The following is a 20,870-nucleotide window of genomic DNA, read 5'->3' as shown; positions in this document are numbered from 1 at the left end:
TCACAGGCCGTACGGTCACGTCACCCGCGGCACCCGGGTGACCATTTCTTGCCGTATTCCCGATTTCCATTGCTCGCCATGGAGGTCACGCGTTGACATGGAGTGGTGACCACCAGTCGGGAACCCCCTTCGAGCCGCCTGTACGACGAACCGGCGGCGTTTCTGATCGACTACCCCGAATACGCGGGAACACGTGTGCTGGACGATCTACGCGCCAGCGAGTACGCGTACCTCGACGAGCAAGACCACGTCTACCTGGACTACACCGGCGCGGGTCTGGCCGCCATCAGCCAGTGGCGAACACACGTGAATCGCCTGCGCGGCAACGTGTTCGGCAACCCGCACTCGGTGAACCCGAGTTCACGGGCCTCGACCGAGCTGGTGGAAAGCGCGCGGGCGCGCGTACTGCGGCATTTCAACGCGGCCCCGGACGATTACGTCGTCATCTTCACCGCTAACGCGACCGCGGCCGCGCGCATGGTCGGCGAAGCGTATCCGTTCTCCCGCAAGCGACGACTCCTGTTGACGTTCGACAACCACAGCTCCATCGTCGGTTTGCGCGAGTTCGCTCGGCGACGGCACGCTCGCACTGAGTACATCGCTTCGGTCCCACCTGAACTACGCGTGCCACGGGAATCGGTACGCATGGCCCTCGCTCGCGGTCAGGGACTGTTCGCCTACCCGGCACAGAGCAACTTCACCGGCGTACAGCACTCCCTCGACTGGGTCGGGATGGCACAGGACCAGGGCTACGACGTCCTGCTGGACTGCGCCGCGTTCCTGCCGACGAACGTGCTCGATCTCAGTGTGGTCCGGCCGCAGTTCGTGATCGCCAGCTGGTACAAGGTTTTCGGCTACCCGACCGGGGTCGGTGTGCTCGTCGCCCGCCGGGACGCCCTTGCCGAGTTGCAGCGGCCATGGTTCGCCGGCGGCACGATCCGGGCCGCGAGCGTGCAAGGCGACTGGCACACCATGGCGCCCGCCGAGACCGCGTTCGAGGACGGCACGGTGAACTTCCTCGCCATCCCGGACGTCGAAGCCGGTCTCGACTGGGTGGCCGGCATCGGCGTGCCGAACATCGGCCGCCGGGTGCGGTGCCTCACCGGCTGGTTCCTCGACCAGGCCACGTCCTTACGCCACACCAACGGCGAACCGATGGTCCGCCTCTACGGTCCCGGCTCCACTCATGCCCGTGGCGGCACGATCGCGTTCAACCTGCTCACTCCGGACGGCGACCTGGTCGACGAACGGCTGGTGGCGACCGAAAGCGCTCAGGCCGGGATCTCGTTGCGTACCGGATGTTTCTGCAACCCGGGCGCGGGTGAGAACGCGTTCGGCCTCGATCCACGCTTGCTGCGCGAGCTGGGCGACAGCCCCGCGATGACGGCGGACGACTACATCCGGTTCCTCGGAATGCCCACCGCGGGCGCGATTCGCGTGTCGCTCGGGCTCGCTTCGAACGTCCATGACGTGGACCGGTTCCTGGCCTTCGTCGAACGTACTTATCGTGACCGCAAACCTGACACGTCCAAGCTACCGCCTCGCGACTGGTGCTAGGCCGGCATCGCGCGGCCTATCTGCTCACCGCCTTTCGGTAGCGGTTGATGGCGAAGGGCACGAAGATCAGCAGGATGATCGCCGTCCAGGCGAGGGAGGCGAGGACGGGGTGCTGCAGGGGCCAGGCGTCGGGGGCGGGTAACTCGGGGTGGGTGTTGCCGAACAGGTCGCGGGCCGCCTGGGTGATGGCGGAGACCGGGTTCCACTCGGCTATCACCTTCAAGGGGCCCGGCAGGTTGTTCGACGGGACGAAGGTGTTGGCGATGAACGTCAACGGGAAGATCACCATGAAGCTGGCGTTGTTGAACACCTCGGGACTGCGGATCCACAGGCCGATCACGGCCATCATCCACGACAGCGCGTACGCGAAGAGCAGCAGCAAAGCGAAGCCTGCCAACGCTTCCGGCAAGGACGTGTGCACGCGCCAGCCGACCAGCAGGCCGGTGACCGACATGACCACGAGGCTGATCACGTTGTTCACGACATCGCTCGTGGTGCGCCCGATCAACACGGCCGACCGCGCCATCGGCAGCGAGCGGAACCGGTCGATGATGCCCTTCTGGATGTCCTCGGCCAGCCCCAGTCCGGTCCACGTCGCGCCGAAGACGGCGGTCTGCACGAAGATCCCGGCCATCAGGAACTCCCGGTAGGACACTCCGGGAATCGCGATCGAGCTGCCGAACACGTACGCGAACAGCAGCACGAACATGATCGGCGACAGCAGGGTGAACACCAGCAGGTCCGGGACCCGCTTGATCTTGATCAGGTTCCGTCGCGCGATGGTCATGCCATCGCTGAAGGCCAGCGCGATCGTGCTCATTTCCCCTCCTCCGCACCGAAGATCGCGGCCACCGGGCCACGAGGACCGCCGACCGGGAGCACGAGCCACTCCCCCCGAGCGTCACGAACAGCGAGTTCACTGCCGGGCACGACATCGACCACTACCGGCTCGTTCACTTGCCCTCCTCCTCGACCTCGGCCTCATGACCGGTCAGTGCGAGGAACACGTCGTCGAGCGTCGGCCGTCGCAGGCCGACGTCCTGCACTTTCACCGACAGCTCGGACAACCTGCCGAGCGCGTCCACGAGCACGGCCGAACCACCCGTCACCGGCACGGTGATCCGCCGGCTGCCCCGGTCGGTCTGGATCTCGCCGACCGCGATCGGGAGCAGTGCGCTCCGCGCGGTCTCCAGGTCGTTCGCGTCGGCCAGGACGAGTTCGACTCGTTCGCCGCCGACCTGGTCCTTCAACTCGTCCGCCGTTCCCAGCGCGATCACCTTGCCGTGGTCGATCACCGCGATCCGGTCGGCGAGACGTTCGGCCTCCTCCATGTACTGCGTGGTCAGCAGCAGTGTCGTGCCGCCCCGCACCAGGTCCTCGACCACGTCCCACAGGCCGAACCGGGCGCGCGGGTCCAGGCCGGTGGTCGGCTCGTCGAGGAAGAGCACCTTGCCGCTGCCGACAAGCGCTCCGGCCAGGTCCAGGCGGCGCCGCATACCGCCGGAGTAGCCCTTCACCGGCCGGTCGCCCGCCTCGACCAGGTCGAAGGACTCCAGCAGTTCACGTGCCCGCTCGCGGCTTCGCCGGGCGCCCAGGTGGTAGAGCCGCCCGACCATGTCGAGGTTCTCGAAGCCGGTCAGGTATTCGTCGACGGCCGCGTACTGCCCGGAGACTCCGATCTCCCGGCGTAACGCACGGGCGTCGGCGACGACGTCGAGCCCGGCGACGGTCGCCTTACCGCCGTCCGGCGGTAACAGTGTCGTGAAGACCCGTACGGCCGTTGTCTTGCCCGCCCCGTTGGGGCCGAGCAGGGCCATCACGGTGCCTTCTGCCACCTCCAGGTCCAGCCCGTCCAGCGCGACGATCGAGCCGTAGCGTTTGACCAGGCCTTCCGCGAGGATCGCTGGTGCCATATTCGCTCCCCAAGGCGTTTCGGTGTGACGCGGGCCATCCTGCACCCGGCCACCGACAGAAATCGCCGCGGTTTCGCCGCCCGGCCCGCTGTCCGGCCGCTGGACCTGGCCGGATCACCCTCGCGAGTGAAGTGTGGTGGCCTTGTGCGCCACCTTGCGGGCGTGCTTGGCCACCGCCTTGTCCGGGTGGTACTTGCCCAGCAGCGTCAGGGCCGCGATCACGTCCGGGTGCGGCAGCCGCCACATGGCGTCGAGGAGTTCCACCTCGTTCCCGGCGGGCAACAACGGCGCCACGACCTGCCCGATGTCGGGCACGCCCTGGTCGTCCGCCTCGACGAACAACGTCAGCCCGTCGAGGGTGATCCACCCGAGCTCGGCCAGCTCCAAATCGGTCTCGCCGAGCGCGTACTTGGCGTACGGCCGCAACGTGTCGACGTCCTGCACGGAACGCCAGACCTCCGGCACGTCGAGCTCGGTCACCACGCCAGTGGCCCAGACCCGGACCCGCGCCGGCCCATCCGCCGCGACAGCGAGGAGTTCCCGCGCGGCCGACGCCGGTTCACGCGACGACAGCCACGCGTCCTGCTCGGCGGCCATCTGCGGTCCGCTGAGGCCCACCGAGAGCGCGGCCAGGTCCGCGGCCGTCATCTCGGCCGCGGGCGGCAGCAACGGAACCTCGACCCCGTTGTGCTCGAAGTGCTCCCGCACAGCGCTCAGCGCGAGCGGCGTGTACCTGACGTTCTCGTCGGCCTGCTCGAAGGCGCCGAGCTCGGTCATCACCCGGATCAGGAAGTCCGCCGGATCACCGTGTTGTTCGACGTAGCCGGGCCACTCGTCCTCGGTCAGCTCGTGGATCAGCTCGCTGATCTCGGCCCGCGGCATGCCGACGTCCCGCGCCAGGAACAAAATGATCAGCAGGTTCGCCGGGACGTCCCCGAAGTCGATGGCCGAGCCGCGGAAGTCGGCCGCGCGGTCGAGGGCGAAGCCGAGGGCCGAGATGAACCCGGCCTGCCAGATGTCCGCGACGTGCTCGCCGTCCGGCCATTGATCGAAACCGCTGTCGAGCCGCGCGAACACACCGGACTGGGTCGTGGCGAACCCGGCGAACTCGGCCAGGTCCGCCAGCACCCTCAGGTCGAGCGGATCCTCGACGCCGAGCGCCGCGGCGGCCTCCGCCACGGCCTGCTCGGTCAGCTCGTCCTCGTCGTCGATCGGTTTGCCGTCGCCTGCCCACGCGGCGAGCTCGTGCGCCTTGGCCATCAGCTTGCTTCGCTTCGCGGCGGCAAGCAGTTCGTCCGCCGACGGCAGCCGCACGCCGGGCAGCCGGTCCGCCGGCAACCCGAGTTCCTCGAGCATCTCGGCCAGCCCGTGGCCGGCCGGCGCGTTCTCCCGGACGATCTCGATGAACTCCGGCACCACGTCTTCCAGCTCGGTCAGCAGCTCGCCGGTCGTCTCCGTGGTCTCCTCGATGAAGTCCACCAGGTCGCGCGCGGACTCGACGATCATCGCCGCGTCGAACTCGGTCGGGATCTCCACCCGCTGCGGATAAATATCCAGCAGAAGCTCGTCCAGGTCACCGGACTCGAACGCGCCCGGCGTCCGGTGCCCGAGGTGGTCACGGGCGAGCTCCAGCATCAGCCGTAGTTCGTCCCGGTTGACCGGCCTGCCCGCCGCCCACTTCTCGATCTCGTCGAGCTTCGCCTCGATCGCGTCGACCACCATGCCGCAGGAGACTAGTCGCTCACCCCGGCATACCCGGCAGCCGCAAGCTGAACAGCGCGCCGCCCTCCGGCGACCGGCCGGCGAGCACCTCGCCGCCGTGCCGCAACGCGGCCTGTTGCACGATCGCCAGGCCGAGCCCGGAACCGGGCAACGTCCGTGCTTCCTGCGAACGGTAGAAGCGGTCGAACACGCGCGGCAGGTCCTCGTCGGCGATGCCCGGCCCCTGGTCGGCCACTTCGAGCACGGCGAACCCGTCGCCCGCGGATCCCAGCCGCACCCGGACGATCCCGTCCGGCGGGCTGAACTTCACCGCGTTGTCCAGCAGGTTCAGCACCGCCCGTTCCAGCGTGCCCGCGTCACCGATCAACCGCCACGGCTGCAGGGAGACGTCGAACTGGATCTCCCCGGCCCGCCGTCGTGCCCGGTCGAGCGCCTGCTCGACGACCTCGACCAGCTCGACGGGTTCCCATACCGCCTGCGTGCCTTCTTCCCTGGCCAGCTCGACGAGGTCGCCGATCAGCGTGGTCAGCTCGTCGAGCTGGCCGCGCAGGTCGTCCTGGATCTCGGCTTTGTCCTCATCGGACAGTGTGGGCGCACCGGGCGCCTCGGAGGCCATCAGCAGTTCCAGGTTGGTACGCAAGGAAGTCAGCGGGGTCCGCAACTCGTGCCCGGCGTCCGCAACCAGACTGCGCTGGCGGTCACGAGCATCCGACACCGCGCCGAGCATGGTGTTGAAGCTGTGCGTCAGCCGGGCGAGCTCGTCGTCTCCGCTCACCTGGATCGGCCGCAGATCACCTGTTCTGGCAACACGTTCGGTCGCCCGGGTGAGCCGCTCCACCGGCCGCAGACCGGTTCTGGCGACGGCCGTTCCGGCGAGCGCCGCCACGACGACCCCGGCGCCACTGATCAGCACCAGCACCAAAGCCAAGTCGTTCAACAGTTGTTTGGTCGGCTGGAGACGTTGCGCGACGACCAGGGCCGCGGGCCGGTCGCCGACGGCGATCCGGATCGAGAACACCCGGCTGTCGGACCGCGGATCCGTGCGGAAGTGTTCCTCGCGCACACCCGCCGCGACCGAGCGTTCCTCGGCACCGTACGACGGCAACATGCCCGGTGGCTTGATCAGCTGCCTGCCGGACGCGTCGATGATCGTGAACTTCACGTCGCTCAACGCCTGCACCAGGGCGTCGACCGTGGTCTGGTTGGTGTCGCCGAAGTCCAGGCTCGGCGCGTTCAGCGCGTTGGTGGCCCGGTCCCGCAGGTTCTGGTCGACCTGGTCGTAGAGGTTCTGCTGGACGGTCAGGTACGCGCCGAACGAGACAAGCGCGACCGCCCCGGCCACACAGATGGCGGCCAGGAGGGTGACTCGACTTCTCAGCGATATGCGTTGCCGGCGCCTCGGTTCGTGCGGCGCGAAGATCACGGTGGCGTCTCCCGCAACACGTATCCGACGCCCCTGACCGTGTGGATCAACCGCGGTTCACCGGCCGCCTCGGTCTTGCGCCGCAGGTAGCCGATGTAGACCTCCAGCGCGTTGCCGGAGGTCGGGAAGTCGTAACCCCAGACCTCTTCCAGGATGCGGCTGCGCGTGAGCACCTGCTTCGGGTGCGTCAGCAGCAGCTCCAGCAGGGAGAACTCGGTACGGGTCAAGCTCATCGACCGGTCGCCGCGGCGGACCTCCCTGGTCCCGGGGTCCAGTTCGAGGTCGGCGAACCGCAGCGACGGCTCCTGCTTCTCGGCCGCGACCGCGTCGGCCTGGGTGCGCCGCAACAACGCGCGCAGCCGGGCGAGCAGTTCCTCCAGCGCGAAGGGCTTCGGCAGGTAGTCGTCCGCCCCCGCGTCAAGACCGGCCACCCGGTCGGACACCAGATCCCGCGCGGTCAGCACGAGGATCGGCAGGTCGTCACCGGTACCGCGGAGCTGGCGGCAGACTTCGAGGCCGTCCAGCCGGGGCATCATCACGTCGAGCACCATCGCGTCGGGCCGGTCGCCGCCTTTGATCGTGTCGAGTGCCTGCTGGCCGTCGCTCGCCGTCTCCACCTGGTATCCGTTGAACTGCAGCGACCGCCGAAGGGACTCACGTACAGCCCTGTCGTCGTCCACTACGAGTATGCGCATGCGGCCAGTGTGTCTGGTCGGACTGAGATATGCCTGAGAAAGCACTGATCAGGTGCCAATACCTCGCGCGATCGGCGCGTTCCACCTGCGCCAGAGCGCGATCAACCGGATGGTCACGATTAGGGCAGCGCCCACGACGGCCGTCGGGACGGCCGGCATGTCGAACCGTGCGCCGAGAACCACCACCACGCCGCCGGCCAACGCCGCGAGGGCGTAGATCTCCTTGCGCAGCACCATCGGGATCTCGCGAAGCAGCACGTCACGAAGGGCGCCGCCGCCGATGCCCGTGGTCATCCCGATCAGGCACGCGGTGTACGGCGGTACTCCGTGCGCGAGCGCGGTCGCGGTCCCCGACACGGTGAACAGTCCCAACCCGACGGCGTCCGCGAGCAACACGCCTCGCCGTAGCTTGGCGAACGCCGGGTGCATCCAGAACACCACAAGCGACGTGACGATCGGCACGAGCAGGTAGCGCCAGTCCCGCAGGGTGGCCGGCGGGTGGACGCCCAGCAGCACGTCGCGGATGATGCCACCGCCGAGCGCGGTGGTCACGCCCAGCACGGCCACGCCGAAAGCGTCCAGCCGCGCCCTCACTCCAGCGAGTGCACCCGAAACGGCGAACACCGCGATACCGACGAGGTCGAGAACTACCAAGAGCACGACACGAGAGTCTAAATAGCTTCGACCGGGCGACTGACCTGGACAAACACTACATCCGGTGCTGGAGTGTGACCGTGAGCACACTCCGCGTGACCATGGCGGTCCTGGTCGCCTCCGTGCTGGTGGCCCCGGCCGCGACAGCCGCCCCCGAAGCCCGCGCGTTCGAGAAGTACGTCGCGCTCGGCGACTCCTACACCGCCGGACCAGGCATCCCGTCGCCGAGGCTGGACCGGCTCATGTGCTTGACCTCGACCAACAACTACCCGGCGCTGCTGGCCGACAACCTCGGGCTGCGGTCGTACACCGACGCCAGCTGCAGCGGCGCGGAAACCAAACACATGCTCAAGGCGCAGCCGCCCTTGCCTTTGCTGCCGTTCGGTGGCAACCCGCCGCAGTTCAGTTTCCTGCGCACGGACACCGACCTGGTCACGATCGGCATCGGCGGCAACGACTTCGACGTGTTCAGCGACCTGACCACCATGTGCCCGGCCCTCCAGGCCCTGGACCCGGCCGGTTCGCCGTGCCGCACGTTCTACACGGCGGGCGGCGAGGACACGATGAAGCAGAAGGTGACCAAGACCGGTGAACGCGTCCGCGCGGTGCTAGCGGGCGTGCACGAACGGTCCCCGGACGCCAAGGTCCTGCTCGTCGGCTATCCGCGGATCGCGCCGCCGACCGGCACCTGCCCGGACGTGCTGCCGTTCGCCGACGGCGACCTGCGCTGGCTGGACGAGGTCGAACAGGCGTTGAACAGCGCGCTGAAGAGCGCCGCCGAAGCCGACGGGAACACGACGTTCGTCGACATGTACCCGGCTTCGCTCGGCCACGACGCGTGCGCCGGGCAGGACGCGTGGATCCAGGGCAAGGACAGCGACATTTCCGAAGCTATCCAGTATCACCCGTTCAAGTCCGGGATGGTCGGTGTGGCCAACGAGATCAGCAAGGTTCTCGGTGCGCGGACCGGTACGCACAAGCGGGACGTGCCGCGGTCGATCGACCGGGCCGTCGTCGGTGACGCGTCGACCGTGACCCTCCTCACCAGGTCGCGCCATGGGCGATGACGGCACGATGAAGGGGTGCGGATCATCCTGTTGCGGCACGCCGAGAGCCTCGGCAACGTCGACGAGCTCGCGTACTGCCGTATTCCCGACCACGCGTTGCCCCTGACCGCGAAGGGTGAGGAGCAGGCTCGTGCGGCCGGCCCGGTCGTGCGCGAGCTGCTCGGCACCGGGCCGGTGGCGGTTTATGTCAGTCCTTACGTGCGAACCCAGCGAACGCTGCGGCTGCTCGCGATCGACGACATGGTCACCCGGGTCGTCGCCGAACCGCGGTTACGGGAACAGGACTGGGGAAACCTGCAGGACCCGGTGGAGCAGGAGATCCAGAAGCTCAAGCGGCACGAGTTCGGGCACTTCTTCTACCGGCTGGCGCACGGTGAATCCGGTGCGGACGTGGACGACCGGGTGGCCGCGTTCCTCGCCGAACTCAAGGACCGGATGAAGGAGGACCCCGAGCACCCGACGACCGTGCTGCTGGTGACGCACGGACTGACCATGCGCTTGCTCTGCCGCCGGGTGTTCTCGTGGAGCATCGACCTGTTCGAGTCACTGTCCAATCCGAACCAGGTCGAACCACGCATCCTCACGCTGGACAACGGAACCTGGAGCATGGACCGCCCGTTCCCGCAATGGCGCCCGTCACCGGACGGGACTACTCAATAGCCACAAGGGGATCCGGGTAGCGCAGCCAGGCTTCCTCGCCTTCGGCCAGTTCCTCGTCGCTCAGCAGTGCCGCGTGCAGCGCGGCCGTGAGCTCGTCCGGATGCGCCTGGTGCGCGACGATCGTCAGCTCCTGCACCCGATCACCGAACCTGGGGTGCCACTCCAGTGATGCCTTGACGGTCCGCTGCGGGCACTCCGCGGACCAATCGTCCATTGTGGCCAGCCATGGTCCGCCCTGGCCGATCCGCAACGCACCGCCCGCGGATTCGAACCACAGTGCCACGTCCGGCTGGCTGGCGAGCCAGAATCGGCCGCGGACACGGACAACGCCTTCCAGCAGCACGCCGATCGCGTCGTGCAGCCGGTGCGGGTGGAACGGGCGCCGTTCGGTGAAGACCGTCAACGACACCCCGCAGTCGGATTCCAGCGGCGGTTGTCCGTGCAGGAGCGGATCGAACCAGCGGTCCACTCTGCCACGCCGCGCTTCCTCTGGCAGGTCACGCAACGCGTGCACCGCGTCCGTGAACGCGACCTTCTTCGCCAGCGGCGCGATTCGTTGCAGCACAGCCGACGTACGAGCGTCGGTCCACGCGTCGGCGCCGGCTCCGGTGAGCACGATCGCGTCGGCGAACTCCGCCTGACCGACGGCGACCTGCGCGACCGTCCGGTCATCCCCCTCGGCCACACCGAATCCGCGCTCGGCCAGTTCCTCGTCGCCGGTGGCGTCGGCCAGCCAGGTCGTCATGTCGACAACGGTGACCACACCGGTCACCCAGACCGGCAGCGCGCGGATCGCCCAGCAGACCGGTTCCGGCTCGATGGTCGGATCAAGGTGGACGATCACCCGGTGCACACCGTCCGATTCGGCCAGTTTCGCCAGCAACGGCAGCAAGTCCTCCCGCAGGGTGCAGGAGACGCAACCATGGGCCAGTTCCAGCCGGGTCACCTCCTCGCGTGCCGCCGACTTTTGCCTGCGCACAACGAAACCCTGGGCGATATCGCGCAGATCGTGGTGCACGACAACGCTGCCCGGCGCGGCGTGCATCAGTCTCGTGGCGACAGCCGACGCCTGCCGTCTCGGCAGTCCGGCGACGATGACCAGTCCGACCCGTGACATGACGCTCCCTTCTCCCGGCGGCATGCTATCTTAACTGAAAACGACTGTCATTTTCAGGAGGACGGATGTCGGCGATCTGCCAGCTCACCGGGCGCAGGCCGGGCTTCGGCAACCGGGTTTCGCACTCACACAAGCGATCCAAGCGGCGCTGGGACCCGAACGTGCAACGGCGTCGCTACTGGCTGCCGTCCGAGGGACGCACCATCACCCTCACGGTGTCCACCAAAGGCATCAGGACGATCGACCGCAAGGGCATCGAGGCCGTGGTCGCCGAACTGCGTCGCAAGGGGGTGCGTGTCTGATGGCCCGCAACGAGGTCCGGCCGATCGTGAAGCTCAGGTCCACCGCGGGCACCGGTTACACGTATGTGACCCGCAAGAACCGCCGCAACGATCCGGATCGGATGGTGCTGCGCAAGTACGACCCGGTCGCCCGACGGCATGTCGAATTCCGCGAGGAGCGGTGAGGTCGCGACCTCGGCATAGGAACGCGCCACGCGAAAATCTCCTGCCGCACGCGGGCTTGTCCACAGTAGATGGGAAGAACCCCGCCCCGGCACGGAAATTCCTCTGAAGACCGTGGCAAGTTCCGGCCAAGCCGGGCGACCGTCCGGACACCCCGCCAGCAGCCGGAGGTTGCCACCGCAATCAGAAACACCCCGGAGACGGCCTCGCCATTGGCCCCGTCGCCGCGCCGGCGTTAGTCCGAAAGAGTTATAGATCAAGCCCAATGGGCCGTGACGGTGCCGATCGCACGGCTTACCCGGGTAACCTCGCGTCGGGGTGCGTGCGATGGGGCTACAGGTTGCCGAGGCCGGGTTGGACCACGACGAGCAGGACAAGGCTGGCGAGATTCTCCAGGAGATCCAGGAGATCCGCCTGTTACTGAACACTGACCGGCACGCGGAGGCGACCGCCCGTTTCGAGAAGTCCCTCGAGGTCATGCCCACCGACGTGGACACGTGGTCACGGGCCGCGATCCTGACCGGACGGGCGGTCATCGCGTGGCGGCTGCGCCAGATCCCGCTCGCGCTCGAACTGGCCGCCGAGGGCTGGACCGACATCGACAGCGAGGCGCCGTCCGGTTCCCGCGCCGCCGCCGCGATCGGCCTGCTCGGCTACCTGCTCAACGGCATCGGCCACATGCGAGCCGCACTGCCGATGCTGCGCCAGGCCGTCAAGACGGCACGCCAGAGCGGTGACTCGTTCGAACTGGCCGTCGCGTTGCAACGGCTCGGCGGGACGCTCAACTTCGAGGCGATGGACCGGCCGCCCGCCGAGGCGCTGCCCATGTTCACCGAGTCGCGCAGTGTCCTGGCCGAGGGCCTGACACTGCAAGCCACCGCCCGGACCCGGCGGACGCTGCTCGCCGCGTACGGCGCGGCGCTGGTCGGATGCGGAGAGTTGAGCGACGGCGAGAAAGCCGGGCAGGCGACGCTCGACGCGGGACTGTCCGACGGCGACCGGTGGAGCATCGGCGTCGGCAACTGGGTGCTGTCCAGAGTGCGCAGCCAGCAGGACCGGCTCGTGGAAGCGCGGACGCACGCGAGCGACGCGGTCGCGCAGGCGGAGATGATCAATGACATCTCGCTGCTGCAACGGTTCTCCGCGGACCTCGCGGACATCTGCGCACGGCTCGACGACTCCGCCGGAGAGGCGGCCGCGCTGCGGTGCAACGTCAACGCCCGTACCGCGGCGATGGCGACCATGCAGGAAGGCCTCGGCCAAGCACTGGAACAACGACGTTTCGCCATCCAGGCGCAGCGCCTGGCCACCGCGGCGCAGGAAGCGGCGGTGCGCGATCCGTTGACCGGCCTGACCAACCGGCTCGGGCTGGAACGCACCGCGCCCGAAGTCCTGGCGCACGCGGCGGCGACCGGCGCGACGCCGTGGCTGATCGTGATCGACGTCGACTGGTTCAAGGAGATCAACGACGACGCCGGGCACGCGGTCGGCGACAGCGCGCTGCGGGAGATCGCCGAGCTGCTGCGCGGCGAATGCCGGGCGAACGACCTCGTCGCGCGCTGGGCCGGCGACGAGTTCATCGTCCTGCTGGTCGGCGAAGGCCGGCTCGGCTTGGTCGTGGCGGAACGGATCAGGGCGTCGGTGGACGCGCACGACTGGCGCTCACGGCTCGGCGCGGCACGGCGGCCGACCGTGAGCATCGGGGTGGCCAGTGGCCGCGGCAGCCTCGAACACCTCTTCGCCGCCGCGGACACCGCGCTGTACCTGGCGAAACGAAACGGCCGCAACCGTGTCGAATGGCCGGACCTGAATCAGGCGATGAGCCCGCCGCGGTAGGCCACCAGCGCGGCCTGAACCCGGTTGACCGCGCCGATCTTGCCGAGCACCGCGGAGACGTACCCCTTGACGGTCGCCTCGGACAGGTGTAACGCGCTACCGATCTCGGCGTTGGACAGGCCCTGGCCGATCAGGCCGACGACTTCCCGCTCACGCTCGGACAGCGACGCCAGCAGCCGCCGGGCCGGCTCCGCGGCGCGTTCACCGTCCGCGACCTGCGAGAGCACCCGGGCGGCGACACCCGGGTCGAGCACCGCGCCGCCGGCCGCCAGGTCCCGGACCGCGCGTATCAGCACGGCCGGCTCGGTGTCCTTGAGCAGGAAGCCGCTCGCGCCGATGCGCAGGGCTTCCGTGACGTACTCGTCCACGTCGAACGTGGTGAGCATGGCGACCTTCGGGGGTTCCGGCAGGGCACGCAGCCGGCGCAGCGCGAACAGGCCGTCCGCCGACCGCATCCGGATGTCGAGCAGGGCCACGTGTGGCCGGTGCTGCCTGGCGAGGTCGGCCACGTGCAGACCGTCATCGGCCTCGGCGACCACCTCGATGTCCCCCGCGCTGGTCAGGATCGTCCGAAGTCCCGAACGAACGAGGTCCTCGTCGTCCGCGAGCATCACCTTGATCACCTTTGGCGCCTCCCCGGTCGGGTCCAGTCGAGCCGGTTCCCTCGGCCAGACTGGAGTCCAATGGCCCTTTTTCTCACCCAATAGGCTGAAGGTCAATCCCTAACGGGTCACAGTTGTCTACTGAGTGATCGTAGCCCGTTGCGGTCCGTTAAACGTGAGGCTCTTTCGCGATATTGCTACTCAGAGGTAACGTGGCGTGGGTCACGCCCTGAGAGGAGCCCTGCAATGATGCGTGGACGCCTGCTCGCCGCCTTGTCCGCTCTCGCCACCGCCACCGGACTCGTCGCCGCGGCGCCGTCCGGAGCGGCGGAACCGCAGGTGGCGGCGGCTCCCATCGACTTCTGCCTCGGCCAGTGCGGGGACGTGCTGCCGCCAGGGGCCAACGGCAACGCGACACTGGCCGACATCCTGGCGCACCGGGTGCTGGGCACCCGGCCGGCGCACTCGGCTGATCAACTGGGCAAGTACGACACCCTCGCGTCCGGTTACAGCACGCTCACGACCGAGAAAATCGGTCAGTTCTTCAACGACTCCTCATTCGGGGTCCCGGCGGACCAAGTGGAGAGCACGACCAAGCCGCGCGCGGACGTGACGATCGTGCGTGACAAGAAGCTGGGCCTGCCGCACATCACCGGCACGACCAGGGCGGGCACCATGTTCGGCGCCGGATACGCGGCCGCGCAGGACCGGCTGTGGCTGATGGACCTGTTCCGGCGGGTGGGACGTGGCCAGTTGACACCGTTCGCGGGCGGCGCACCGTCCAACCGTCAGCTCGAGCAGGACTTCTTCAGGTCGGCCCCGTACAACGAGGCGGAACTGCAGGCGCAGATCGACCGGGCGGCGGCCTCCAGCCCGCAGGGCGCCAAGGCGCTGGCGGACGCGCGTGCGTACGTCGACGGCGTCAACCTCTACATCCAGCAGGCACACAGCGGCCGGTACTTCCCGGGCGAGTACGTGCTGACCGGGCACATCGACTCGATCACCAACGCGGGCAGGATCGACCCGTTCACCCTGCCCGACCTGGTGATCCTGGCGACCGTGGTGGGCGCGCAGTTCGGCGGTGGCGGCGGCGGTGAGGTGCAGTCCGCGATCGCCCGCATGGCGTTCCACGAGCGTTACGGTGCCGTGGAAGGTGAGAAGGCGTGGCAGGCGTTCCGGTCGCAGAACGACCCGGAGACGGTCAACACCCTCCACAATGGCCAGAGCTTCCCGTACGGCCAAGCTCCGGCGAACCCCGCCGGCCTCGCGTTGCCCGACAAGGGTTCGGTGACGCGACAGCAGCTGGTGTTCGACCCGACCGGGTCCGCGGGCTCTGCTTCCGCTTCCACCGTCCCGGTTCCCGCGCCCGCCGAGCTCGAACCCGCCCGTGGCATCTTCAACTCCGGTGTGCTGCCAGGTGATCTGGTGAGTGAGAAGCACGGCATGTCGAACGCTCTCGTGGTTTCGGGGCAGCACACGGAAAGCGGCAACCCGATCGCGGTCTTCGGGCCGCAGACCGGGTATTTCGCGCCACAGCTGCTGATTTTGCAGGAACTCCAAGGCCCGGGCATCAGTGCGCGCGGCGCCTCGTTCGCCGGGATCAGCTTCTACGTGTTGCTGGGCCGCGGCCAGGACTACTCGTGGAGCGCGACGACCTCGGCACAGGACATCATCGACACGTACGCGGTGGAGCTGTGCGACCCGACCGGCAAACCGCCGGCAAAGGACTCGACGCATTACCTGTTCCGCGGTCAGTGCACGCCGATCGAGACCATCGAGCGCAAGAACGCCTGGAAGCCGACGATCGCCGACGGCACGCCGGAGGGTTCGTACCGCCTGGTCAGCTTCCGCACGGCTTACGGCCCGATCACGCACCGCGCGACCGTCGGCGGCAAACCGGTGGCGTACGCGAGTTTGCGGTCGACGTACCAGCACGAGATCGACTCGATCATCGGCTTCCAGGCGTTCAACGACCCGGACGTGATCAAGTCCGCGCAGGACTTCCAGCGGGCGGCGTCGCACGTGAACTACACCTTCAACTGGTTCTATGTGGACTCGCGGGACACGGCGTACTTCAACTCGGGCGCCAACCCTTCGCGCAAGGCGAATGTCGACCCGAACATGCCTGTTCTCGCACAGCAGGCCTATGAATGGAACGGCTGGGATCCGGCGACGAACACCGCGGCGTACACACCGTTCGAGCAGCACCCGCAGGCGGTCAACCAGGACTACTTCATCTCCTGGAACAACGGGCAAGCCAAGGACTACGCCAACGCCGGCTACGACAAGAGCTCGGTCCACCGTGGTGACCTGCTCGACTCACGGGTACGTGCCCTGATCTCCGGCGGCAAGAAGGTCACCCGCGTCAGCCTGACCCAGGCCATGGCCGAAGCAGGCCTGGCGGACCTGCGGGCCGAACGCGTACTGCCCTATCTGGTGCGTGTGCTGGAAAGCCAGCCCGTGGGTGACGCTCGGCTCGCCCAGGCCGTGGCGTCGTTGAAGACGTGGATGGCCAGCGGTTCCCTCCGCAAGGAGACGGCTCAGGGAAGCCACAAGTACGCGCACGCCGACGCGATCAAGATCCTCGACGCGTGGTGGCCGCTGCTGGTGCGGGCCCAGTTCCAGCCCGGTCTCGGCGACACGACGTACAACGCCCTCGTGAGTGTGATGGGAATCAACGAATCCCCGTCCGGCTTCCAAAACGGACAGCCCGACTTCCACAGCGGCCAGCCGCACAAGGGCTCGTCGTTCCAGCAAGGCTGGTGGGGTTACGTGCAGAAGGACGTCCGCTCGGTGCTGGGCGACCAGGTCGCAAGCCCGCTGTCCCAGAAGTACTGCGGCGGCGGCACCGTGTCCGGTTGCCGCCAGGTCCTGCTGACCACCCTGGACCAGGCGATCGCCGCACCGGCGAACCAGGTCTACCCCGGCGACTCGAGCTGCGCGGCGGGCGACCAGTGGTGCGCGGACAGCATCATCCACAACCCGCTCGGCGGCATCACCCACGACAAGATCACCTGGCAGAACCGCCCAACCTTCCAGCAAGTGGTGGAGTTCCCGGCGCGCCGCGGCGACAACATCGCGAACCTGGCCCTCGGCCGGGCGGCCTCGGCCACCAGCGCCGAGACCGGCGCGTACCCGTCGCCCGCCCGCCACGCGGTCGACGGTGACCTGCGTACCCGCTGGGCCAGCGACTGGTCCGACAACCAGTCCCTCACCGTCGACCTGGGCTTGGTCCAACCAGTTTCCCGGGCAGTCCTGCGCTGGGAGGCCGCGTACGGCAAGTCGTACCGCCTGGAGACCTCGGCTGACGGCAGTTCGTGGCGGTCCGTCTACTCGACGACCGCAGGTGACGGCGGCGTCGACACTGTGACATTCCCGCCGGTTGACGCCCGGTATGTCCGCTTCGTCGGCGTCCAGCGCGGCACGAACTGGGGCTACAGCCTCTACGAGCTGGAGGTCCACGCCCACTGACAACCCGCTGGACCGGACAGGCTAATCTGGTGCTGGACCACTGCGGTGGCCCAGCACCAGCCCTCGTAGCTCAGGGGATAGAGCAACGGTTTCCTAAACCGTGTGTCGCAGGTTCGATTCCTGCCGGGGGCACTCGTCTTTCACCGGGCGAAGAACGGCTCCTGACCAGTGCAAACAGGTCAGGAGCCGTTGTCTATCCCGATCACCGAGTTGATCACTCTCCGTCTTCATGGGGCTACCCATGGTGCGAACCGGGTCTACACTCGCCCCATGGGCACGTCGAAGGCAGCGCCCAGACGGCGCACACGCGGCGAGATCGAGACGCTCCCGAGCGGCTCCCTCCGGGTGAAGGTCTACGCCGGTAACGACCCACTGACAGGTCGACGGCACTACGTCAGCGAAACCGTTCCGCCGGGTCCGCACGCTGAAAAAGAAGCCGAGAAGGTTCGGACGAAGCTGCTCAATCGAGTCGACGAGCAACGCACTCCACGTACCAAGGCGACCGTGAACCAACTCATGGACCGCTATCTGGAGCTCCTCGACGTCGACGTGACCACGCGGAAATCCTACGAAGGCTACATCCGCAACCACATACGTCCGGTACTCGGCAAGCTTCAAGTGGGCAAGCTGAACGGCGAAGCCTTCGACTCGTTCTACGCAGTCCTGCGCAAGTGCCGTGCTCGGTGTGGCGGACGGAAGTTCATCGAACACCGGACCAAGAACCCGCACGAGTGCAACGACAAATGCAAGAACCACACCTGCAAGGGCCTTGCGACATCCTCCATGCGACAGATCCACTGGATACTGAGCGGGGCACTGCAGCGCGCCGTCCGCTGGGGATGGATCACCGTCAATCCGCTTGACCAAGCAAAGACACCAAGTGCCGTCAAGCCCGATCCTCACCCACCCACACCGGAGCAAGCAGCCGCAATCGTCAACGAGGCTTTCAAGGATCTCAGCTGGGGAATGCTGGTCTGGGTCGCCATGACGACAGGAGCACGACGAGGAGAGCTCTGCGCGCTTCGCTGGGATCTACTTGATCTCGACAACGGTGTCCTTTCGATCCGTACAAGCATCGCTCAGGACGGCGCCGATACTTGGGAGAAACCCACCAAAACGCACCAACAGCGGCGGATCACTCTGGACACCGAGACCGTTTCCCTGCTCCGCGCCTACAAGCACCAGTGCGAAACCAAAGCCGCCGAATTCGCCCGGGCGATCAAGGCACACGGACGAGTGTTCTCACCCGACATTGATCACAACAGCTGGCTGAAGCCTGACACAGTCTCTCAGCGCTACCGGCGGATGTGCGAAAAGCTCGGCTGGGACATGAACATCCACGAACTACGCCACTACTCCGCGACCGAGCTCATTTCGGCCGGTGTGGACGTGCGCACAGTCGCTGGTCGGCTGGGTCATGGCGGCGGAGGATCGACCACGCTGCGGGTTTACTCGGCATGGGTGTCGGAAGCGGACCAACGAGCGGCGGGCACCATTTCCGGCCGCATGCCACGCCCACCGGTCGTCATTGACGAATCCGGCACCCCTATGTCTACTACGGAATCTACCAAGGACAACCCATATCAGAAGATTGCCGCCGATCTGCGCGGCGCGATCGACTGCGGTGCCCTACCCATCGGCGCACCATTGCCGACAGTCGCAGATCTGGCCAAGCGCTACCACGTCGCGTTCGGAACTGCGCAGCGCGCGGTGGCAGAGCTAAAGACGGCTGGCCTGGTGTCGGTCAGCCGTGGGAAACGCGCGGTCGTCGCCGATCGCTCGAAGTCCGGTCCAACAGTGGCTGAAGTGGTCAGCTTGCACTCGAAGCGAGTAGGGACGTAAGGCGTAGCGCTTCGAGCACAGGCGGGTATACCTGATCAGCTGGTATGAAACGGCCCAACTGATCCCTGTCAATCCAGGCCACACCAACGTTCTCAACAACATCCACGTTCTGCGCATCACCCGTCAGATAGTCACACAGAATGTACTCGCATACGACGTTGGTGACGGGATGTACGCGGCTACCAAGTTTTCGCGCCACTGAGCAGTGCACGCCGGTTTCCCCTAGAGTCTCCCTGATCGCAACGGTCTCCGCCGACATTCCCGGCTTGACTATCCCCGCCGGAAACTGCCATGAAATCCCGTTGCCGTCGTCGCCTCTCCTGCACACTACGAGCACCTTGGAGTCCCTCACAACGACAGCGACCGCGACTCTGAGTGCATACGAGAGTTGAAACTGAGGATTCCCCGAAACCTCATGCGGCGCCGAAAGAAGTTCATCGATACCAGTTTCGAAGATTCTTTCGAGCAGGCGCACGGTAGCAGGTCGCAGACTTTCCGCCGACATTCGACCAGCCACAAGCCGTTGCACGTGACGATGACTCAGCGTGCCTGGTTCGTCGTGCTCGCGAGCGAAGGTCTCGGCATACTCTGCGAACTCTTCGAACGTCTGCCTACGTTCTCTGATCCGCTGTTCCAGCACAGTCCGCAGTGGTCCCGTAGCGCCGACACCCTCTGGCATCCGTCAGCCCTCCCGAAGCTCTCGATATGTCGTGCCCAAGTCGTCCGCACGGCGTGGGCACGTCGTTTCCTCGTGAGTCCGAAACTCTCGATACTGATTTCAGTCTTACATGACCGATATTAACCAGTTCCACAGGCTACCCGGCGGCGATGATTCTTCCTTCGTGCCATCCCCGCCGGGCTACGCCGTGGCCGGAACCAGGCACCGCTCACCCTGGTTCCGGTCACGGTCTCCAGTGGACATCCCAACTGAAGGAGTTCGGCTTTGCGAATCGCAACCGGGCAGACCGACGAGACCCACAAAGTTCTGGAGATAGGTATCCCTGACCCTGGCGGCGAGCCGCCGCTGTGTGGTGAGGAGGAGTTCGCCGCGCTCGTGGCGGAGGTCGTAGCCAATGATGCGCCTCGGTTGTTCGCCGTTGTGGCTGAGTACGGCGAGCGGGTGGACGCGATGTGCGTGGCGTGGGGGATGGCGTTCGAGAAGGGCGCCTACGCGGTGAGTGTGGATGGTCGCAAGCAGTTCGTGGTCTCACGGCCTGATCTGGTTCTGCCGCACTTCCGCGTCCGGGGAAGTGTCAGTGCCCGATTGGTGTGGCCTGATTCCGCGAAGTCCAGTCCACCGCCCATTGAGGACTAGCGCAGGGATGGTTGGTGATGGCCAGGAATCGGACGTCGACTCACGCACGCGCGAAGCTGTGCTATGTCTGCGGTGTTGAGTTGCGACGTAGGTACCTCGACGCGGATTATCCGAGCGACGGTCCGCTGCGCGCGGCAACGCCATACCTCAGGATGGTCGCGCTCGCTGCGGACAGTGGGGTGGATGTCTTCGAGGTATCCGCAACGGTCGCTGAGGGCCTTGGTGGCGCGGTTGGTGTCGGGTTTGACTCGTCGGACGCAGTGCGCGGGACGATCGGTCTCGCTGAGGATCTTGACGAGGATCTGCGGACGGACATCCTCGCTTTTGGCTTCGCGGTGTTCGCCGACATCCCTCGTGAGATAGCCGCGATGCCGAACCGCGCTGTTGGCATCAAACGTGAGCGTCGGGCACGCGCGCGGCACGGGCCGGGGCACCTGGCGTGGCACATGCTCTACAGCTGCGGCAGGGATACGGAATCGGCCACCTTCACACTGGTGCGGCTTTAAACGCGCTCCGTAGGGGAGACAGTGAC

The 20,870-nt window shown here is 67.0% G+C and carries 20 protein-coding genes and 1 tRNA gene; 11 read left to right on the top strand and 10 right to left on the bottom strand.

Features of this window, described 5'->3' with window-relative positions; genetic code table 11:
- Nucleotides 1-105: 105 nt before the first annotated feature.
- A complete protein-coding gene (locus GC106_RS42480; RefSeq protein WP_217281643.1) occupies nt 106-1,557 on the top strand; it encodes an aminotransferase class V-fold PLP-dependent enzyme in 1,452 nt (483 codons plus the stop codon).
- A gap of 16 nt (nt 1,558-1,573) precedes the next feature.
- On the opposite strand, the gene GC106_RS42475 is transcribed toward GC106_RS42480, so the two are convergent.
- The 7 genes from GC106_RS42475 to GC106_RS42445 form a co-directional block, all read right to left on the bottom strand.
- Entirely contained in the window at nt 1,574-2,377 is an 804-nt protein-coding gene (locus tag GC106_RS42475; protein ID WP_173141861.1) for an ABC transporter permease, read from the bottom strand.
- Nucleotides 2,374-2,514: a hypothetical protein gene (locus tag GC106_RS42470; protein ID WP_173141860.1), complete on the bottom strand. Its 141-nt coding sequence runs from the start codon at nt 2,512-2,514 to the stop codon at nt 2,374-2,376. The genes GC106_RS42475 and GC106_RS42470 overlap by 4 nt, the downstream gene beginning before the upstream one ends.
- The gene (locus tag GC106_RS42465; protein WP_173141859.1) at nt 2,511-3,470 is read right to left on the bottom strand and encodes an ATP-binding cassette domain-containing protein; all 960 of its coding nucleotides are present in this window, start codon (nt 3,468-3,470) and stop codon (nt 2,511-2,513) included. The genes GC106_RS42470 and GC106_RS42465 overlap by 4 nt, the downstream gene beginning before the upstream one ends.
- 114 nt (nt 3,471-3,584) lie before the next feature.
- A complete protein-coding gene (locus GC106_RS42460) occupies nt 3,585-5,192 on the bottom strand; it encodes a hypothetical protein (RefSeq protein ID WP_173141858.1) in 1,608 nt (535 codons plus the stop codon).
- Between the two features lie 19 nt (nt 5,193-5,211).
- Nucleotides 5,212-6,615, bottom strand: a complete 1,404-nt coding sequence (locus tag GC106_RS42455; protein ID WP_312873333.1) for a sensor histidine kinase — start codon at nt 6,613-6,615, stop codon at nt 5,212-5,214.
- On the bottom strand, nt 6,612-7,310 hold the full coding sequence (locus GC106_RS42450; protein WP_173141857.1) for a response regulator transcription factor: 699 nt from the start codon (nt 7,308-7,310) through the stop codon (nt 6,612-6,614). Before GC106_RS42450 ends, GC106_RS42455 begins: the two co-directional genes overlap by 4 nt.
- Before the next feature lie 48 nt (nt 7,311-7,358).
- Nucleotides 7,359-7,970 carry a trimeric intracellular cation channel family protein gene (locus tag GC106_RS42445; protein WP_173141856.1) on the bottom strand — a complete coding sequence of 204 codons (612 nt, stop codon included), beginning with the start codon at nt 7,968-7,970 and terminating at the stop codon, nt 7,359-7,361.
- 74 nt (nt 7,971-8,044) lie between these two features.
- Between GC106_RS42445 and GC106_RS42440 the strand changes: the two genes are divergently transcribed.
- Together GC106_RS42440 and GC106_RS42435 are read left to right on the top strand one after the other, a co-directional pair.
- Complete coding sequence (locus GC106_RS42440) at nt 8,045-9,031, top strand: SGNH/GDSL hydrolase family protein (RefSeq protein WP_312873332.1); 987 nt, start codon at nt 8,045-8,047, stop codon at nt 9,029-9,031.
- 15 nt (nt 9,032-9,046) lie between these two features.
- A complete protein-coding gene (locus GC106_RS42435) occupies nt 9,047-9,691 on the top strand; it encodes a histidine phosphatase family protein (RefSeq protein WP_173141855.1) in 645 nt (214 codons plus the stop codon).
- Here the strand turns inward: GC106_RS42435 and mrf are convergent.
- Nucleotides 9,681-10,808, bottom strand: a complete 1,128-nt coding sequence (mrf, locus tag GC106_RS42430; protein ID WP_173141854.1) for a ribosome hibernation factor-recruiting GTPase MRF — start codon at nt 10,806-10,808, stop codon at nt 9,681-9,683. The genes GC106_RS42435 and mrf overlap by 11 nt on opposite strands.
- 65 nt (nt 10,809-10,873) lie before the next feature.
- Here mrf and rpmB point away from each other — a divergent pair, with 65 nt between their 5' ends.
- The 3 genes from rpmB to GC106_RS42415 all read left to right on the top strand — a co-directional run bounded on the left by rpmB (nt 10,874) and on the right by GC106_RS42415 (nt 13,108).
- Entirely contained in the window at nt 10,874-11,110 is a 237-nt protein-coding gene (rpmB, locus tag GC106_RS42425; RefSeq protein ID WP_173141853.1) for a 50S ribosomal protein L28, read from the top strand.
- Nucleotides 11,110-11,274 carry a 50S ribosomal protein L33 gene (gene rpmG / locus GC106_RS42420; RefSeq protein WP_173141852.1) on the top strand — a complete coding sequence of 55 codons (165 nt, stop codon included), beginning with the start codon at nt 11,110-11,112 and terminating at the stop codon, nt 11,272-11,274. Before rpmB ends, rpmG begins: the two co-directional genes overlap by 1 nt.
- Before the next feature lie 325 nt (nt 11,275-11,599).
- Complete coding sequence (locus GC106_RS42415) at nt 11,600-13,108, top strand: GGDEF domain-containing protein (protein ID WP_246368078.1); 1,509 nt, start codon at nt 11,600-11,602, stop codon at nt 13,106-13,108.
- Here the strand turns inward: GC106_RS42415 and GC106_RS42410 are convergent.
- A complete protein-coding gene (locus tag GC106_RS42410) occupies nt 13,084-13,731 on the bottom strand; it encodes a response regulator (protein ID WP_173141851.1) in 648 nt (215 codons plus the stop codon). The genes GC106_RS42415 and GC106_RS42410 overlap by 25 nt on opposite strands.
- Nucleotides 13,732-13,959: 228 nt before the next feature.
- On the opposite strand from GC106_RS42410, the gene GC106_RS42405 reads away from it, so the two are divergent.
- The 3 genes from GC106_RS42405 (at nt 13,960) to GC106_RS42395 (ending at nt 19,023) form a co-directional block, all read left to right on the top strand.
- Nucleotides 13,960-17,181, top strand: a complete 3,222-nt coding sequence (locus tag GC106_RS42405) for a penicillin acylase family protein (protein WP_173141892.1) — start codon at nt 13,960-13,962, stop codon at nt 17,179-17,181.
- Nucleotides 17,182-17,240: 59 nt separating this feature from the next.
- Nucleotides 17,241-17,313: transfer RNA gene (locus GC106_RS42400), tRNA-Arg, on the top strand.
- Nucleotides 17,314-17,451: 138 nt separating this feature from the next.
- Nucleotides 17,452-19,023 (top strand): tyrosine-type recombinase/integrase, encoded by a 1,572-nt coding sequence (locus GC106_RS42395; RefSeq protein ID WP_173141850.1) that lies wholly within the window; start codon nt 17,452-17,454, stop codon nt 19,021-19,023.
- On the opposite strand, the gene GC106_RS42390 is transcribed toward GC106_RS42395, so the two are convergent.
- Nucleotides 18,992-19,498 carry an NUDIX hydrolase gene (locus tag GC106_RS42390; RefSeq protein ID WP_217281642.1) on the bottom strand — a complete coding sequence of 169 codons (507 nt, stop codon included), beginning with the start codon at nt 19,496-19,498 and terminating at the stop codon, nt 18,992-18,994. The two genes, GC106_RS42395 and GC106_RS42390, sit on opposite strands and share 32 nt — an antisense overlap.
- A 468-nt stretch (nt 19,499-19,966) precedes the next feature.
- On the opposite strand from GC106_RS42390, the gene GC106_RS42385 reads away from it, so the two are divergent.
- Both GC106_RS42385 and GC106_RS42380 read left to right on the top strand, forming a co-directional pair.
- Nucleotides 19,967-20,338 (top strand): hypothetical protein, encoded by a 372-nt coding sequence (locus GC106_RS42385; RefSeq protein WP_173141848.1) that lies wholly within the window; start codon nt 19,967-19,969, stop codon nt 20,336-20,338.
- Nucleotides 20,339-20,355: 17 nt separating this feature from the next.
- Complete coding sequence (locus GC106_RS42380; protein WP_173141847.1) at nt 20,356-20,844, top strand: hypothetical protein; 489 nt, start codon at nt 20,356-20,358, stop codon at nt 20,842-20,844.
- Nucleotides 20,845-20,870: the final 26 nt, after the last annotated feature.

Source organism: Kibdelosporangium persicum (assembly GCF_013280595.1).
GTDB lineage: Bacteria > Actinomycetota > Actinomycetes > Mycobacteriales > Pseudonocardiaceae > Kibdelosporangium > Kibdelosporangium persicum.
This window is presented reverse-complemented; position numbering and strand designations above follow the sequence as displayed.

Excerpts from the sequence above, each read along its gene's own strand:
- GC106_RS42395 (WP_173141850.1), top strand. The coding sequence starts at position 17,452 with ATGGGCACGTCGAAGGCAGCGCCCAGACGGCGCACACGCGGCGAGATC.
- GC106_RS42405 (WP_173141892.1), top strand. The coding sequence starts at position 13,960 with ATGCGTGGACGCCTGCTCGCCGCCTTGTCCGCTCTCGCCACCGCCACC.
- GC106_RS42465 (WP_173141859.1), bottom strand. The coding sequence starts at position 3,470 with ATGGCACCAGCGATCCTCGCGGAAGGCCTGGTCAAACGCTACGGCTCG.
- rpmG (WP_173141852.1), top strand. The coding sequence starts at position 11,110 with ATGGCCCGCAACGAGGTCCGGCCGATCGTGAAGCTCAGGTCCACCGCG.
- GC106_RS42380 (WP_173141847.1), top strand. The coding sequence starts at position 20,356 with ATGGCCAGGAATCGGACGTCGACTCACGCACGCGCGAAGCTGTGCTAT.
- mrf (WP_173141854.1), bottom strand. The coding sequence starts at position 10,808 with ATGTCACGGGTCGGACTGGTCATCGTCGCCGGACTGCCGAGACGGCAG.
- GC106_RS42415 (WP_246368078.1), top strand. The coding sequence starts at position 11,600 with ATGGGGCTACAGGTTGCCGAGGCCGGGTTGGACCACGACGAGCAGGAC.
- GC106_RS42475 (WP_173141861.1), bottom strand. The coding sequence starts at position 2,377 with ATGAGCACGATCGCGCTGGCCTTCAGCGATGGCATGACCATCGCGCGA.
- GC106_RS42450 (WP_173141857.1), bottom strand. The coding sequence starts at position 7,310 with ATGCGCATACTCGTAGTGGACGACGACAGGGCTGTACGTGAGTCCCTT.
- GC106_RS42460 (WP_173141858.1), bottom strand. The coding sequence starts at position 5,192 with ATGGTGGTCGACGCGATCGAGGCGAAGCTCGACGAGATCGAGAAGTGG.
- rpmB (WP_173141853.1), top strand. The coding sequence starts at position 10,874 with ATGTCGGCGATCTGCCAGCTCACCGGGCGCAGGCCGGGCTTCGGCAAC.